Raw genomic sequence first — 13,159 nt, 5'->3', positions numbered from 1 at the left:
AAAATCTCCTGTGAGATAGAATCGGGCAACTAAGTATGCGCCAAGGCTGCAATCTTGTGGCATGAATTTAGGTTTCGCGCCGTGAGACTGTCGGATTTGAGCACCTTATCCAGCTTTTCCGCCGCCTTTGAGCGACCAAAACCTTTGGGTGTGAACAGATAAAATACGTCGCCTTCTAAAACGCCGACTTCATCGTTTGTACACAGGGTGGCGAAAGCGTCTGCATCAAAGCGATCAAACCCCTTGAGAAACATCAGATGCACAGTTTTGGGATCATCTGTCATGTGGTCGAACGGATTGCCCGCTATGGCGTGATCAAATTGTGAGGCAGTCAGCATAAAGCACGGTCTGTGAAATCCAAACGCGGCCTCAACGGCGGCACTGATTGCGGTAGAGAGGTCTTCGGCAGTGCCCGCGGCATCAAACACCGCATTGCCCGACTGAATATAGGTTCGTACATTGTCAAATCCGAGCCCCGTCAGCAAAGTCCGAAGCCCCAGCATCGGCAGCTTGCCGTGACCACCGACATTGACCCCACGCATCAAAGCAATCCAAGTTTGCGTCATAAGATCACTCCGGTATTAAGCCAATCCCACTTGGGTCGGTCCGCGACGATCATTGCGTAAAGAGGCGTAGAGCACGTGATTGCGCCAGCGTCCGTTGATCTGCAAATAGGACTGCGCGACGCCTTCATATTTAAAGCCAGCCTTTTCCAACACCCCGCGTGATGCGGTATTTTCTGGAAGGCACGCCGCCTCAACACGGCTGAGGTCCAGCTTGCTAAAGGCGTAATGAACAACACCACTGAGCGCCTCACGCATATAGCCTTGGCGGGCGAATTCGGCGCCTATCCAATAGCCAACAGTGCCCGCTTGCGCAGGGCCGCGGCGCATGTTGTCCAGCGTCAAAGCCCCCAACAAAGCGCCATCTTCGCGGCGGGTTAAAAACAGAGGTAAAGCAGTTTCTGAGGCGACAGAACGCTGCGCCCAGTAAACACGATTTGTAAACCCCTTGCGGGATAAATGATCTACCGACCATGTTGGTTCCCAAGGCTGCAAAAACGGCGCGCCGTGGGCACGCAGCTCACTCCACGCGCGGTAATCCCCATGTGTCGGCAGGCGCAATTTCATGCGCTCTGTTTCAATCCGAACCTTGGGGCGACGCGCGAACATTATGCAATAAGCCTCGCTTTGAGTGCATCTAAACATGGCGCGGTTTCAGCAGGCCCATACAGCGCCATCGCCGCACGGCCGGTGCCCATTTGTCCGATAAAGTCGCGCACACCTTGAGTGGTGACGGCATCAATTTTCGCAACGGTTTCCGCCAAAGACGGCACGCGATCCCAAATACCGACCATCCGCGCATTGCGTTCAACACGGGATCCAGGGCTTTCCAACCCCATCAAAAGACCCGCTTTGATCTGCGCGCAAGCACGCTGGACTTCGGCATCAGACATATCATCTGCTGCGCGTTTCAATTCGTCCATGGTCAATTCTGTCAACTGCGCCACATCTTCGCCAGAGGTGCCCGCATAGACCGTGGTCACGCCTGTGTCAGTGTAGGCGCCACTTTGCGCGTAAATCGTGTAACACAGGCCTTTTTGTTCACGAACAGATTGGAACAGGCGCGATGACATGCCCCCGCCAAGTGCTGTGCTTGCAGCTTGCGCGATGTAGATGTCTTTATCGCGGTAGCTTGGCCCCTCAAAAGCGATGGCAACATGAACCTGCTCAAGATCTTTGTTTGTGCGATGCTCGCCACCTACAAACTTGGCGGGTTCGATCAAGTCGCTCCCGTGAGCGGACAGGTGACCAAACAAATTTTCAGCCTCAGCGACGATTTTATCGTGATCGATATTGCCCGCAGCCGACAGAACCATGCGTTCAGGCGAATAATGTTCTTCGACAAAGCCCGCAAGATCGTCACGGGTGAAGGCACGCACGCGCTCTTCGGGGCCCAAAATGGTCCGACCGACAGCTTGATCAGGGTAAGACACGCCTTGCAGCCAATCGAAGATAATATCGTCAGGCGTATCATGCGCTTGGCCGATTTCTTGCAAAATCACGCCGCGCTCGACCTCGAGTTCGCGTTCATCGAAAATCGGGTTCAAGACAATATCGGCAATCACATCGAGCGCCAAAGGCACGTCTTCTTTGAGCACACGCGCATAGTAAGCCGTGGTTTCACGCGACGTATAGGCGTTCAGGTATCCGCCCACGTTCTCAAGAACTTCTGCGATTTCCAAAGGGCTGCGGCGCGCCGTGCCTTTGAAGGCCATGTGTTCCAGAAAGTGCGCTATGCCGTTTTGCTCTAGACGCTCGTGACGTCCGCCCGCTTGGACCCAAACGCCAATCGAGGCGCTTTCCATTGTGGGCATATGTTCGGTCACGATGCGTAGGCCATTGCTGAGCCAGTGTGTTTTGAGGCTCAAGAAATGCGCTCCTTAACAAGGGATTTAAGACCCGCCAGATCATTGGGCACCACGGTGAACCGCTCGTCGCGGTCAAACAGGTCGGCCATATGGCTTGGCAGGTCGGGGTGAACACCGCAAGCCGCTTTGACGGCTGCAGGGAATTTCGCAGGATGCGCCGTGGCCAAAGTGATCATAGGCACGTCTGACAGATTTTCCTCGGCCACTTTCACGCCAACAGCGGAATGCGGGCACAGGACTTCGGTTGTGCGAAGCTGCATGCCTTTGATGGTTGCAGAGGTCTCATCCTCGGACGCGCGCCCAGAGGTGAACGTATCACGCAGGGATTCCATCGCGCCTTGAGACACTTTGAATTCGCCGGATTTCAATTCATCCATCAATTGCGCCACAGCCCCACCATCGCGACCATAAGCATCAAACAAAGCACGTTCAAAGTTGGACGAGACTTGGATGTCCATCGACGGCGACATCGACGGTGTCACGCCTTCTTTGGTGTAGGCGCCCGTTTCCATGGTGCGGTGCAGGATATCGTTTTGATTGGTGGCAATCACCAGTTTTGCAATCGGCAGGCCCATTTTCTTGGCGATGTAGCCTGCGAAAATGTCACCAAAATTGCCTGTCGGCACGGTGAAGGACACTTTACGATGCGGCGCCCCCAAGGACACGGCGGATGAGAAATAGTATACAACCTGTGCCAAAACACGGGCCCAGTTGATGGAATTCACGGCGGCGAGTTTCACGCCATCGCGAAAATCAATATCGGCGAACATCTCTTTGAGGGCAGCTTGGCAATCGTCGAAATCGCCCTCAACCGCCAGCGCGTGGACATTGCTGTCGGACGGCGTGGTCATCTGACGACGCTGCACATCGGACACGCCGCCGTGGGGGTACATGATGAAAACATCAACGTTGGACAAACCTTTGAAGGCTTCGATCGCGGCAGAGCCAGTGTCACCAGAGGTGGCACCGACGATGGTCACGCGTTTGCCGGAACGCGACAAAGCCGCTTGGAACAGCTGGCCAATGAGCTGCATAGCGAAGTCTTTGAACGCCAGCGTCGGCCCGTGGAACAGCTCAAGCAAGAAATGGTTGGACCCAAGCTGCACCAGCGGCGCACGCGCGTCATGGCCAAAGCCTGCGTAAGATTTCGCGATGATCTCTTTGAATTCCGCGTCCGTAAAGGTGTCGCCGATGAACGGCTTCATCACCCGAAACGCGATTTCTTCATAGGACAGACCAGCCAAAGCGGCGATCTCGTCTGTGGTCATGGTCGGAATGGTTTCAGGCACATAAAGGCCACCATCAGAGGCCAGACCAGTGAGCATTGCGTCTTCGAAGCTTAAGGCGGGCGCGGTGCCGCGTGTAGAGATATATCGCATGGGGCCCTATCAGAGTTGGGATAGCGTTAAACAGTTCGGGTTTTGATACGCCACAGAAGGAAGAGTGTCATCCCCAACCAGACAAGAGCGAGAGAAAACCATGTAATTGCATAGCCAAGGTGGTCATTTTTGATCCCCTCGATACCGACAGGCATGGCCTCGATGCCCTCGCCCGTGTCAGCACGCGCGACAATCAACACCTCGGCAGTGTCCAAAACGGTGGCCATCGCCGCGATATCGCGCCCGAACCAGATATTTTCAGACATATCGGGATCCGGAGTCGCGCTGTTCATATCGTCCGGCCAGTGCAGGTTTCCGGTGATGGTCGCAGGACCGCCCGCGCGAAACACGTCTTTTGCCTCGGGTTTAATGAATCCGCGATCCAGCAACACCCGCCGCCCATCGTCCAATTCAAACGGCGCAATCACGCGGTAGCCTGCCCCAATGTCCAAACGCGACACCAGCACGTGCAATTCTTCTTGCCCTATTGTGCCCGTCGCTGTGACCGGCAGATATTTCATATCGGTTGAAATCATTGTGGGCACGGGCACGGGGTCGGCTTTGATCTCGGCGGTAATTTCGGCCAAGATGCCCTCTTTCCATGCCAATCGCTTCACCTGCCAAGTGCCAAGCCACAGCAAGATAGCGATACCAATCACGCCCATCAAAATTGGGCCAATCATGCGTTTGATCATGGGGTGTTCCTTAGAATGCATAAGGGCGCAGCAGTGCCGCGCCCTTGTATCTTAAACTTTGTCAGAAGCCAAAGCCTCAGCGCGGGGTTACTGGCCCCAGATGTAGACGGCCACGAAGAGGAAGAGCCAAACCACATCCACAAAGTGCCAGTACCAAGCTGCGGCTTCAAAACCGATGTGGTCATCGGGAGTGAAGTCACCTTTGATAGATCGCACAAGGCAGATGGTCAGGAAGATTGTGCCGATAAGAACGTGGAAGCCATGGAACCCTGTGGCCATAAAGAAGCCGCCGAAGAACGCGTCACCGCCGAATGTCCAACCTTCATGCACCAACAATTCGTAGTACTCGTAGGCTTGGAACATGGTGAACACAGCGCCAAAGCCAACACCGATGGCCAGACCAGCCACCAAGTCTTTGCGGACATTGCCGTGGACCAAAGCGTGGTGGGCCCAAGTCACAGCACAACCAGACAAGAGCAACAGCAATGTGTTGATCAATGGCAGGTGGAACGCATCAACAGGGATGATCTCTGGTTTGATGTATTCTGTGCCTGCGTATTCGTACATTGGGAAGATCGCGTTTTTGAAAAACGCCCAGAACCAAGCGACAAAGAACATAACTTCGGACATGATGAACATGATGAAGCCATAGCGCAGGCCGATGCGCACAACTGGCGTGTGATCGCCAGCTTTGTTTTCAGCTATCGTTTCAGCCCACCACGCCCACATCACGTAGAGCACGCCCAAAAGGCCGGCTAAGAACATCCATGGTGTGCCTTTGGCCATCCACATGACGGCGCCAAAAAACATGATAAAGGCTGAAACGGAACCCAGCAAAGGCTTCGTTGATGGTGGCAGGATGTGATAGTCGTGGTTCTTTACATGAGCCATAGTCTTGCGTCCCTCTCCCTTGGGGTATTTTCCCTAATGGGTTCAGTTAAGATCAATAACCTTCGGAGTGTCGCTTTGCAAAGCGGCAAGTTCCTCGGGCAGATCGGTTTCGTAGAATGTATAAGACAATGTGATGCGATGTACATATTTCGCATCACGGTCTGTGGTGATTTCGGGGTCCACATAGAACGTCACGGGCATCAACACGGTCTCGCCGGGCTGAAGCACCTGTTCTGTGAAGCAAAAACAATCGATCTTGGTGAAAAAGCCGCCAGCCTCGTAAGGGGCCACATTGTAGGACGCAGTGCCTGCAATGACACGATTTGTCGGATTATGCGCCTCGTAAAAAGCCAAACCGGTTTCGCCAATGCGAAGTTCCATTTCGCGTTCAACAGGTTTGAAAGACCACGGCATGCTGGGGTCTGTATTAGCGTCAAAGCGGATTTTAATTGTCTCATCCAAAATGATGTCAGACCCTGCATCAGCTTCCAATGTGGTGCCGCCAAAACCGGTGACTGCACAAAACCAGCTGTAAAACGGCACGGACGCCCAAGCAAAAGCGCCCATGGTGAAGACAACAACAACAAGCTTTATAACAGTTTTCTGTGGGCCATCCATCGCCATTACTGGTGGGCCTCCGCCGCGCCGATATTGCTGATCGGTGTGGTTGTCACTTTCACCACGGTCAAGCCAAGGATCAACACAACAAAAGTCGCTAAGACCAGCCCAAGGCCGACATTGCGCGATTTGCGTCTTGTGTGAATTTCGTGAAGTTTGGTGATCGCCATCTTAGAAAGGTCCCCCAATACCCATGCTGTCAAAAAGACCGCTGAGCATTCCATCGAACATGAGCGCAGTGAAATGCGCGAAAAGATAGGCCAAAGACAGTTTGAAGAAAGACCGCTCTGCTTTGAAATTATCTGCTTTGGACGCCGCATCATCGCGACGCCAAATCTTTACTGCCCCTAGGATGAACAATGTGTTCATGACCAAAAACGCGGCAAGATAGAACCAGCCTGCGATGGAGGTGAACAACAGCGCACCTGCGGTGACAGCCAAAAGCAAAGTGTAGACAAGGATGTGATTGCGCGTGACACGTGTGCCATGAGTGACAGGCAACATCGGCACTTTCGCCTTGCCGTAATCAGAATTCATGAACAAGGCCAAAGCCCAAAAATGCGGCGGCGTCCACATGAATGTCAAAGCAAACATCAAGGTGCTCGCTATGGTGATGTCGCCCGTCACAACAGCCCAGCCGATCATCGGAGGAAAGGCCCCAGCGGCCCCACCAATCACGATGTTCTGTGGTGTCGAGCGTTTAAGCCACATCGTGTAGATCACCACATAGAAAAATATCGTAAAGGCCAAAAGACCAGCTGCAACCCAATTTGAGGCCAACCCCAGCATGATCACGGAAAACGCCGAAAGCGTCAGGCCGATGGCCAAAGCTTCACCTTCGGTCACTTTGCCCGAAGGGATCGGACGACCTTGGGTACGCTTCATCACGCGGTCGATATCCGCGTCATACCACATGTTCAACGCGCCAGAAGCACCGCCACCAATGGCGATACACAAGACGGAAAAGAACGCCACAAAAGGATGCACGGATCCAGGTGCCACGATCAACCCGACCATCGCCGTGAACACGACAAGCGACATCACGCGGGGCTTCAACAGCGCAAAGAAATCGCCAAAGCTCGCTTCCTTGTCGTCATCAAGTGTTATGGTCGCGTCGGTCATGTCGTGCCTTGCTGTTTGTGGCTGGGGTCTGCGTCACCGTTTCGGCAAGGCTAAGACTTCACATAAGATAGAACGTTAGAGCGGCGGGGCGACACAAATCGCCCGCGCCCTGATGTCGCAGCGATAGCTTACTCAGCAGACGCCAATTGGATCAGCTGTTCCCCCGCATCCAAAGACGCGTATTCTTCTTTAGCGCCTGCCAACCATGCGTCGTAATCTTCTTGAGATACAACCTTCACAGTGATCGGCATAAAGGCGTGGTCTTTGCCGCAAAGCTCAGAACACTGACCAAAGAAAGTGCCCGTTTTTTCAGCCTTGAACCAAAGTTCAGCCACACGACCAGGAACAGCATCTTGTTTCACGCCAAACGCAGGGATGGTCCAAGAGTGGATCACGTCCGCGCCAGTGATGCCCATAACAACCGTGGTACCAACGGGCACAACAACAGCTGTGTCTGTCGCCAACAGGTAGAAGCTTTGGTCGTAACCAGCCGCTTCCAATTCGTCGCGCTCAAGCTTGTAGCTGTCAAAAGCAAAACCTTCGTCAACGTACTCGTAGCCCCAGTACCACTGGTAGCCAGTGACTTTGATGTACATGTCACCTTCTGGAATTTCTTGCTGTTTGAACAAAACAGGCAAAGAGAACGCGCCAATACCGACCAAGATCAGAATTGGGATCAATGTCCAAGCAATCTCGATTGTGGTGTTGTGCGTAAAGCTTGCTGGGTTTGCGTTCGCGCGGCGGTTGTAGCGCACCATCACCCAAACCAACAAAGTACAAACGAACAATGTGATCAGGCCAGTGATCCACAACAGCAGGTGATCCAACCCTTGCAAGTCGCGTGCAAGCTCGGTCGCGGCAGGCTGGAAGCCCATCTTACCGTTAACCGGCGCGCCAAGCAATTCACCAGCTTGCTGCGCCATGGCGGCACCCGAAACGGTGGTGGCTAAAACTGTGGCGGCAAAGCCGGACAAAAAGCGTTCTGTGCGCATGTTCTTTTCCCATTTCGCAAGCGCAACAGTGGTATGTGCGCCGCAGTGCCTGATGTTCAGGCGAATTTCGTTTGTGTCTTGCCCCCCAAAAACCATATTACTCGCTGTGGGACAAGATTTCCGCGCCGCCATTGACCGTGTTTTTTGATTTAGATCAAGTCCCCAAGGAGAAAATAGATGACAACGAGACGTTTTGCCCCATTCGAGACCCTGCTGGACCAGGCGTCAGCCCTGTCGATCTTGCAAAATGCCACCGCTGGCGCTGATGATGGCGAGCTTTTCTTTGAACGGCGCACATCTGAGGGCATCGTCTTAGACGACGGGCGAATCCGCAACGCCACTTATGACGCATCTGAGGGTTTCGGCCTGCGCGCTGTGCGTGGCGAGACCGCAGGCTACGCCCATTCGACTGAAATTTCCGAATCGTCGCTGCGTCGCGCCGCTGAAACCGCGCGTTTGGCCGTAGGTGCAGGCGGCGGCATCTTGGCAAACGGCCCGCGCGCCACCAACGTCAAGCTTTATACAGACGAGAACCCAATGGATGGCGCCGCCTTCGAGGTCAAAATCGACACGCTCAAAGAAATCGACGATTTTTTGCGCGCCCTCGATCCGCGTGTGGTGCAAGTCTCGGCCTCGGTGGCGGCCTCTTACCAAGAAGTGTTTATTTTACGCCCCGACGGCGCACTGATGTCGGACCAACGGCCAATGGCGCGCCTCAACATCTCGGTCATCGTGGATCAAGGCGGCCGCCGCGAAAGTGGTTCTGCTGGCGGCGGTGGACGCACGGGCCTTTTGGGAATGCTCGCACCCGACCATTGGAAATCCGTCGCAACCGAGGCTTTGCGTGTGGCTTGCGTCAACCTTGAGGCCATCCCTGCCCCAGCAGGCGTGATGGATGTGGTGCTTGGCAATGGTTGGCCAGGTATATTGCTGCACGAAGCCATCGGCCATGGGCTTGAGGGCGATTTCAACCGCAAGGGCACCTCTGCTTTCGCGGGCCTTATGGGCAAACAAGTCGCGGCCAAAGGCGTCACAGTGCTGGACGACGGTACTATTCCAGATCGTCGCGGATCTATTTCTATCGATGACGAAGGCACGCCCAGCGCCAAAAACACATTGATCGAAGACGGCGTTCTGGTCGGGTATATGCAAGACCGCCAAAACGCGCGCCTTATGGGCGTCGAGGCCACAGGCAACGGGCGTCGCGAAAGCTATGCGCATACACCTATGCCGCGCATGACCAACACCTATATGCTCGGCGGCGATACCGCGCCCGAAGACATCGTTTCTAGCCTCAAAGACGGCATTTACGCAGTCGGTTTTGGTGGGGGACAAGTGGACATCACCAACGGCAAGTTCGTGTTCTCTTGCACCGAAGCCTACCAAGTCAAAAACGGCAAGGTTGGCGCACCAGTCAAAGGCGCCACTTTGATCGGTGATGGCGCGACCTCGCTCAAACACATCCGCGCGCTTGGCAACGATATGGCGCTCGACCCCGGAATGGGCAATTGCGGCAAAGCCGGCCAATGGGTGCCCGTTGGGGTCGGTCAACCCACAACATTGATCGGCGAATTGACCGTTGGCGGATCAGCCACCTGAGTCGCAAAGGTTAACGTCACCTTGCGCGCATTAGTGAAATCTTAAACTTAAGGCGGTCTTCGGGCCGCCTTTTTGCAATGGTTTTCCTTAAATTCATTTGCGACTTGCGACAAAAACGCCTGAAAACGTGTGAATACCGCAAAATTTGATAAATTTGAAGATTGTTGGGTAACGGTAACGGCTCGTTAACCAATTTGCGCGATGGTGTAATAGCAAGAGACGGAGAGAGCTGGTCAATATGGATTTCATCCCTTCCCACCACCCCCTCACCCCACCCCACACTGCGGAAGACCGCGCCGTCTGGCTCCGTCTCTTGCGATCACGCCGCGTTGGCGTATCGACCTTTTATCGCCTCATGAATGATCACGGCTCGGCCGCAGCCGCGCTGACCGCTTTGCCCGAAATCGCACGCGAAGCTGGTGTCAGCGGCTATCAAATCTGCCCTATGAGTGTCGTCGACAAAGAACTCAAAGCAGGACGCAAAGCCGGCGCGCGGCTGGTAGCGATTGGCGATGCCGACTATCCTACCGCCCTCACCCTTATTCCCGATGCCCCGCCGCTTTTGTGGGTCAAAGGTGACCTGTCTTTGTTTGAACGCCCAATGATTGCCCTTGTGGGCGCACGCAATGCCTCGTCATTGGGTTTGCGTATGGCGCGGGCTTTGTCGCGTGATTTGGGTGCCGAAGGGTTCGGCATCGTCTCTGGCATGGCGCGTGGCATCGACACAGCCGTGCATGAGGCCGCTTTGGATACAGGCACCATTGCTGTTTTGGGCGGTGGATTGGATGTGATCTACCCCGCTGAAAACAAAGACCTTTACGCAAAAATATCGGACACTGGCGTCGTCGCATCCGAACAACCTATGGGCATGAAACCTTTCGCACGGCATTTCCCGATGCGCAACCGTATCGTGTCGGGCATGGCCTTAGCGACCGTGGTGATTGAAGCTGCGGCCAAATCCGGCTCACTGTTGACGGCGGGAAACGCGATGGAACAGGGGCGTGAAGTCATGGCCGTACCAGGTCACCCGTTTGATGGGCGCTCGTCGGGCTGTAACAACCTGTTGCGCGATGGCGCCAGCTTGATCCGTGGATCGCGCGATGTGATTGACGTATTGGCCAGCGCCTCGCCCTTGGCGATCACCGCGATGGACACCCCTGTTGAAGCACTTGTACCTGTGGAACCCCAGACGCGCAGCTTTGACGATCATGCTGTGCTGCACAGTGAAATCCTGTCGCGTTTGGGCGGAGCTGCTGTGGCCGAAGACCAGCTGATCCGCGACATCGGTGCGCGTGCCGAAGACGTGAGTTCAGAGATCATGACACTGGAATTAGACGGTCGGATCATGCGCAAAGCCGGTGGACTTTTGGCACGCATCTAACCGCGCCCTCCTGAATGTTTTAAACATTTTCACAACACGTCGTTGCACCTTTGCAAAAGTTTAAAGCCTTTCACCCTTCACAGTATATATTCTAAATGGGAACTCGGGGTGGTTTCTCTGCCCAATGTGATCGCCAAACCCTGACACTGGCGAGCGGTAGGGTACCCAAGTGCGAGTCTGTATTTTCCTAAATTTGATTTCCCTAAATTTGCGAACACCAACACGAAGACTGGCAGTAAAGGCGAGACCCAAACATTTTGTGGGATTACAAACTTATTCTCGTGACGCGTCTGCGACGCCTGCATCATGATCATCCTTGCGCGAAATGTCACCTTCAACGGGCTTGATGACGACGATTTTGCGTCAGGCGGCAATGGCGATGACGTGCTGTATGGCGGCGCGGGCGCGGATACTTTTGTATTCGACGGCGCGGCGACGACAGGCGAAGACACAATTTATGACTGGACGGATGCAGACACGATTGAACTGTCCAGCGTGACCTTGGGCGACGTGACTGTAACGTCCACGTCCACGTCCGAAGACACCTATATCGATTACGGTGATGGTAACATGATTATTCTTGAGGGTGTGACGGACACCTTGGGCGTCCATTCCGGCTTGGACTTTGTCTAATCAATTCAAAATAAAATAGAGAAATGCTGCATATCATGATCGGTGCCGGACAACGGGGCTCACCTCTTTAGATCCGACATATGCGCGTAGCGATGCCAATAAAACATCAAACCAGACTGCGAAGACAAGGCTGGCTCGATTGATTTGCAAAATCTCCGAACAAGTAAGGGAAAGGGGTTTGCCCTAAATACCCGACATGAGAAGCAGACCTTCGCTGAGCCCATATCGAGATCAACGGCACGAACGGAATGAGTAAAACGCGAATTTCAATTTCAAATGTCGCATTTCGTCAGATACAGATAAAGCCAAAAGAAGCGTTTCAAGATCGCCATAAAGAACATACCTGCAAATGCTGGTCTGTTCTTTATGGGCGCTAAGATAATCAGCATTTTGTGCTGATTATCATTCAGTGTATTTCTGAACGATTGCGTCGTAGGCACCGTCAGCGCGCATATCTTCGAGTGCTTTTACGAGTGCTGCTGCAATGGCTGGATCGAACTCTTTACTGGAAGCGACCCAAAGGTCGGTAGAGCTCAATGCCGTCCCCAACTTTACGCTGTCGGTCGAGACACCTAGTGATTTAATCGCGTAGAGCGCACGGTGGTCCAGAGTGTACCAAGCATCTGCGCGACCTGAAGTTAGAAGTTTGGCAGCGAGTTCGGTGTTTCGACTGACGTTTACATTGGTTAGGCCTGCCTCGTTCAGCTTGCGCTCACGCGGCGAACCCGCGAGGGCTGTGACACTTTTTAGCTTTTTTGCATCGTCCAAAGAATTTACTGGATCACCGCCCGAAACGAAGAGTTCATTTGTCACAATGGTTTTTACAACCCAATTATAATTGGGTTCACGCGACGGATTGCGGCCAACGGGAATGATCAAAGCATTAGGCGTTTTTTGCGCGTCTTTTTGGCTGCGTGTCCACGGTTGGATTTTATAGTCGAGTTCGATACCAGCGCGCAGCGCCATTTCATTGAGGATTTCGCGCATACTGCCGAGATCACCACCTTCTGCTTCAATGACAAACGGCGGAAGATCCGCGGTGAAGACAGTGATTGGCTCAGCCTGAACGGCATTTACCCCAAAGCTTGAGAGATGCAGCGCAAGCGAAAGTGCGACGATTTTTTTTATTTTTACAATCATTGAAGCCAAGTCCTTTGTTTTTGCTGGAGCAAGACCCCATGCTTGCAAAAACGTAACGGAAAAAAATGTATAAGCGCTTAAAAACTGTGCAAAAAAACCTTATTCCAAATAACGAGACATATGCTTTGTATAGTACGCGCTTCCAAAACCTAGACACAGTCGCAAGCAGCGGTTTGTCGTCCGTTGGACCTAAACACGCGGGAAAATAGATATGCCGAAAGGGATGCAATATCTTCCAGAGTTGGACGTCATAGACGAGAGTTCCGAGATCATAATAC

14 protein-coding genes are annotated in these 13,159 nt (G+C 53.6%); 3 read left to right on the top strand and 11 right to left on the bottom strand.

Annotated elements, in window-relative coordinates; translation table 11 throughout:
* Positions 1-29: 29 nt before the first annotated feature.
* The 10 genes from WNY38_RS14050 to coxB form a co-directional block, all read right to left on the bottom strand.
* On the bottom strand, positions 30-566 hold the full coding sequence (locus tag WNY38_RS14050) for a DUF1697 domain-containing protein (protein WP_342857985.1): 537 nt from the start codon (positions 564-566) through the stop codon (positions 30-32).
* A 15-nt stretch (positions 567-581) separates the two neighbouring features.
* A complete protein-coding gene (locus tag WNY38_RS14045) occupies positions 582-1,172 on the bottom strand; it encodes a GNAT family protein (protein WP_342857984.1) in 591 nt (196 codons plus the stop codon).
* Entirely contained in the window at positions 1,172-2,431 is a 1,260-nt protein-coding gene (locus tag WNY38_RS14040; RefSeq protein WP_342857983.1) for a pitrilysin family protein, read from the bottom strand. Before WNY38_RS14040 ends, WNY38_RS14045 begins: the two co-directional genes overlap by 1 nt.
* Entirely contained in the window at positions 2,428-3,810 is a 1,383-nt protein-coding gene (gene thrC / locus WNY38_RS14035; RefSeq protein WP_342857982.1) for a threonine synthase, read from the bottom strand. The genes WNY38_RS14040 and thrC overlap by 4 nt, the downstream gene beginning before the upstream one ends.
* A gap of 26 nt (positions 3,811-3,836) precedes the next feature.
* On the bottom strand, positions 3,837-4,505 hold the full coding sequence (locus tag WNY38_RS14030) for an SURF1 family protein (RefSeq protein WP_342857981.1): 669 nt from the start codon (positions 4,503-4,505) through the stop codon (positions 3,837-3,839).
* An 87-nt stretch (positions 4,506-4,592) separates the two neighbouring features.
* Complete coding sequence (locus tag WNY38_RS14025) at positions 4,593-5,396, bottom strand: cytochrome c oxidase subunit 3 (RefSeq protein WP_342857980.1); 804 nt, start codon at positions 5,394-5,396, stop codon at positions 4,593-4,595.
* A 42-nt stretch (positions 5,397-5,438) separates the two neighbouring features.
* Positions 5,439-6,020 (bottom strand): cytochrome c oxidase assembly protein, encoded by a 582-nt coding sequence (locus tag WNY38_RS14020; RefSeq protein ID WP_342857979.1) that lies wholly within the window; start codon positions 6,018-6,020, stop codon positions 5,439-5,441.
* Positions 6,020-6,184 (bottom strand): cytochrome C oxidase assembly protein, encoded by a 165-nt coding sequence (locus WNY38_RS14015; RefSeq protein WP_342857978.1) that lies wholly within the window; start codon positions 6,182-6,184, stop codon positions 6,020-6,022. The genes WNY38_RS14020 and WNY38_RS14015 overlap by 1 nt, the downstream gene beginning before the upstream one ends.
* A 1-nt stretch (position 6,185) precedes the next feature.
* Positions 6,186-7,136: a heme o synthase gene (gene cyoE, locus WNY38_RS14010; RefSeq protein WP_342857977.1), complete on the bottom strand. Its 951-nt coding sequence runs from the start codon at positions 7,134-7,136 to the stop codon at positions 6,186-6,188.
* A 128-nt stretch (positions 7,137-7,264) separates the two neighbouring features.
* Complete coding sequence (coxB, locus tag WNY38_RS14005) at positions 7,265-8,128, bottom strand: cytochrome c oxidase subunit II (protein ID WP_342857976.1); 864 nt, start codon at positions 8,126-8,128, stop codon at positions 7,265-7,267.
* A gap of 177 nt (positions 8,129-8,305) precedes the next feature.
* Here coxB and tldD point away from each other — a divergent pair, with 177 nt between their 5' ends.
* From tldD to WNY38_RS13990, 3 genes are all read left to right on the top strand, one after another.
* Complete coding sequence (tldD, locus tag WNY38_RS14000; RefSeq protein ID WP_342857975.1) at positions 8,306-9,727, top strand: metalloprotease TldD; 1,422 nt, start codon at positions 8,306-8,308, stop codon at positions 9,725-9,727.
* Between the two features lie 238 nt (positions 9,728-9,965).
* Positions 9,966-11,108, top strand: coding sequence for a DNA-processing protein DprA (dprA, locus tag WNY38_RS13995; RefSeq protein ID WP_342857974.1), 1,143 nt, complete (start codon positions 9,966-9,968; stop codon positions 11,106-11,108).
* A 306-nt stretch (positions 11,109-11,414) separates the two neighbouring features.
* Complete coding sequence (locus WNY38_RS13990) at positions 11,415-11,741, top strand: hypothetical protein (RefSeq protein ID WP_342857973.1); 327 nt, start codon at positions 11,415-11,417, stop codon at positions 11,739-11,741.
* A gap of 402 nt (positions 11,742-12,143) precedes the next feature.
* Here WNY38_RS13990 and WNY38_RS13985 read toward each other — a convergent pair whose 3' ends face one another.
* Positions 12,144-12,881, bottom strand: coding sequence for a transporter substrate-binding domain-containing protein (locus tag WNY38_RS13985; protein WP_342857972.1), 738 nt, complete (start codon positions 12,879-12,881; stop codon positions 12,144-12,146).
* Between the last annotated feature and the right edge of the window lie 278 nt (positions 12,882-13,159).

It is taken from the genome of Pacificibacter sp. AS14, from assembly GCF_038899935.1.
Lineage (GTDB): Bacteria > Pseudomonadota > Alphaproteobacteria > Rhodobacterales > Rhodobacteraceae > Celeribacter.
Note: the sequence above shows the minus strand (reverse complement) of the source record. Positions and strands in the feature narration are given on the sequence as shown.

Bases quoted from the DNA above. Each gene is read 5' to 3' on its own strand.
- WNY38_RS14050 (WP_342857985.1), bottom strand. From the start codon at position 566: ATGACGCAAACTTGGATTGCTTTGATGCGTGGGGTCAATGTCGGTGGT.
- WNY38_RS14045 (WP_342857984.1), bottom strand. From the start codon at position 1,172: ATGTTCGCGCGTCGCCCCAAGGTTCGGATTGAAACAGAGCGCATGAAA.
- thrC (WP_342857982.1), bottom strand. From the start codon at position 3,810: ATGCGATATATCTCTACACGCGGCACCGCGCCCGCCTTAAGCTTCGAA.
- WNY38_RS14030 (WP_342857981.1), bottom strand. From the start codon at position 4,505: ATGATCAAACGCATGATTGGCCCAATTTTGATGGGCGTGATTGGTATC.
- WNY38_RS14025 (WP_342857980.1), bottom strand. From the start codon at position 5,396: ATGGCTCATGTAAAGAACCACGACTATCACATCCTGCCACCATCAACG.
- WNY38_RS14020 (WP_342857979.1), bottom strand. From the start codon at position 6,020: ATGGCGATGGATGGCCCACAGAAAACTGTTATAAAGCTTGTTGTTGTT.
- WNY38_RS14015 (WP_342857978.1), bottom strand. From the start codon at position 6,184: ATGGCGATCACCAAACTTCACGAAATTCACACAAGACGCAAATCGCGC.
- cyoE (WP_342857977.1), bottom strand. From the start codon at position 7,136: ATGACCGACGCGACCATAACACTTGATGACGACAAGGAAGCGAGCTTT.
- coxB (WP_342857976.1), bottom strand. From the start codon at position 8,128: ATGCGCACAGAACGCTTTTTGTCCGGCTTTGCCGCCACAGTTTTAGCC.
- tldD (WP_342857975.1), top strand. From the start codon at position 8,306: ATGACAACGAGACGTTTTGCCCCATTCGAGACCCTGCTGGACCAGGCG.
- dprA (WP_342857974.1), top strand. From the start codon at position 9,966: ATGGATTTCATCCCTTCCCACCACCCCCTCACCCCACCCCACACTGCG.
- WNY38_RS13990 (WP_342857973.1), top strand. From the start codon at position 11,415: ATGATCATCCTTGCGCGAAATGTCACCTTCAACGGGCTTGATGACGAC.
- WNY38_RS13985 (WP_342857972.1), bottom strand. From the start codon at position 12,881: ATGATTGTAAAAATAAAAAAAATCGTCGCACTTTCGCTTGCGCTGCAT.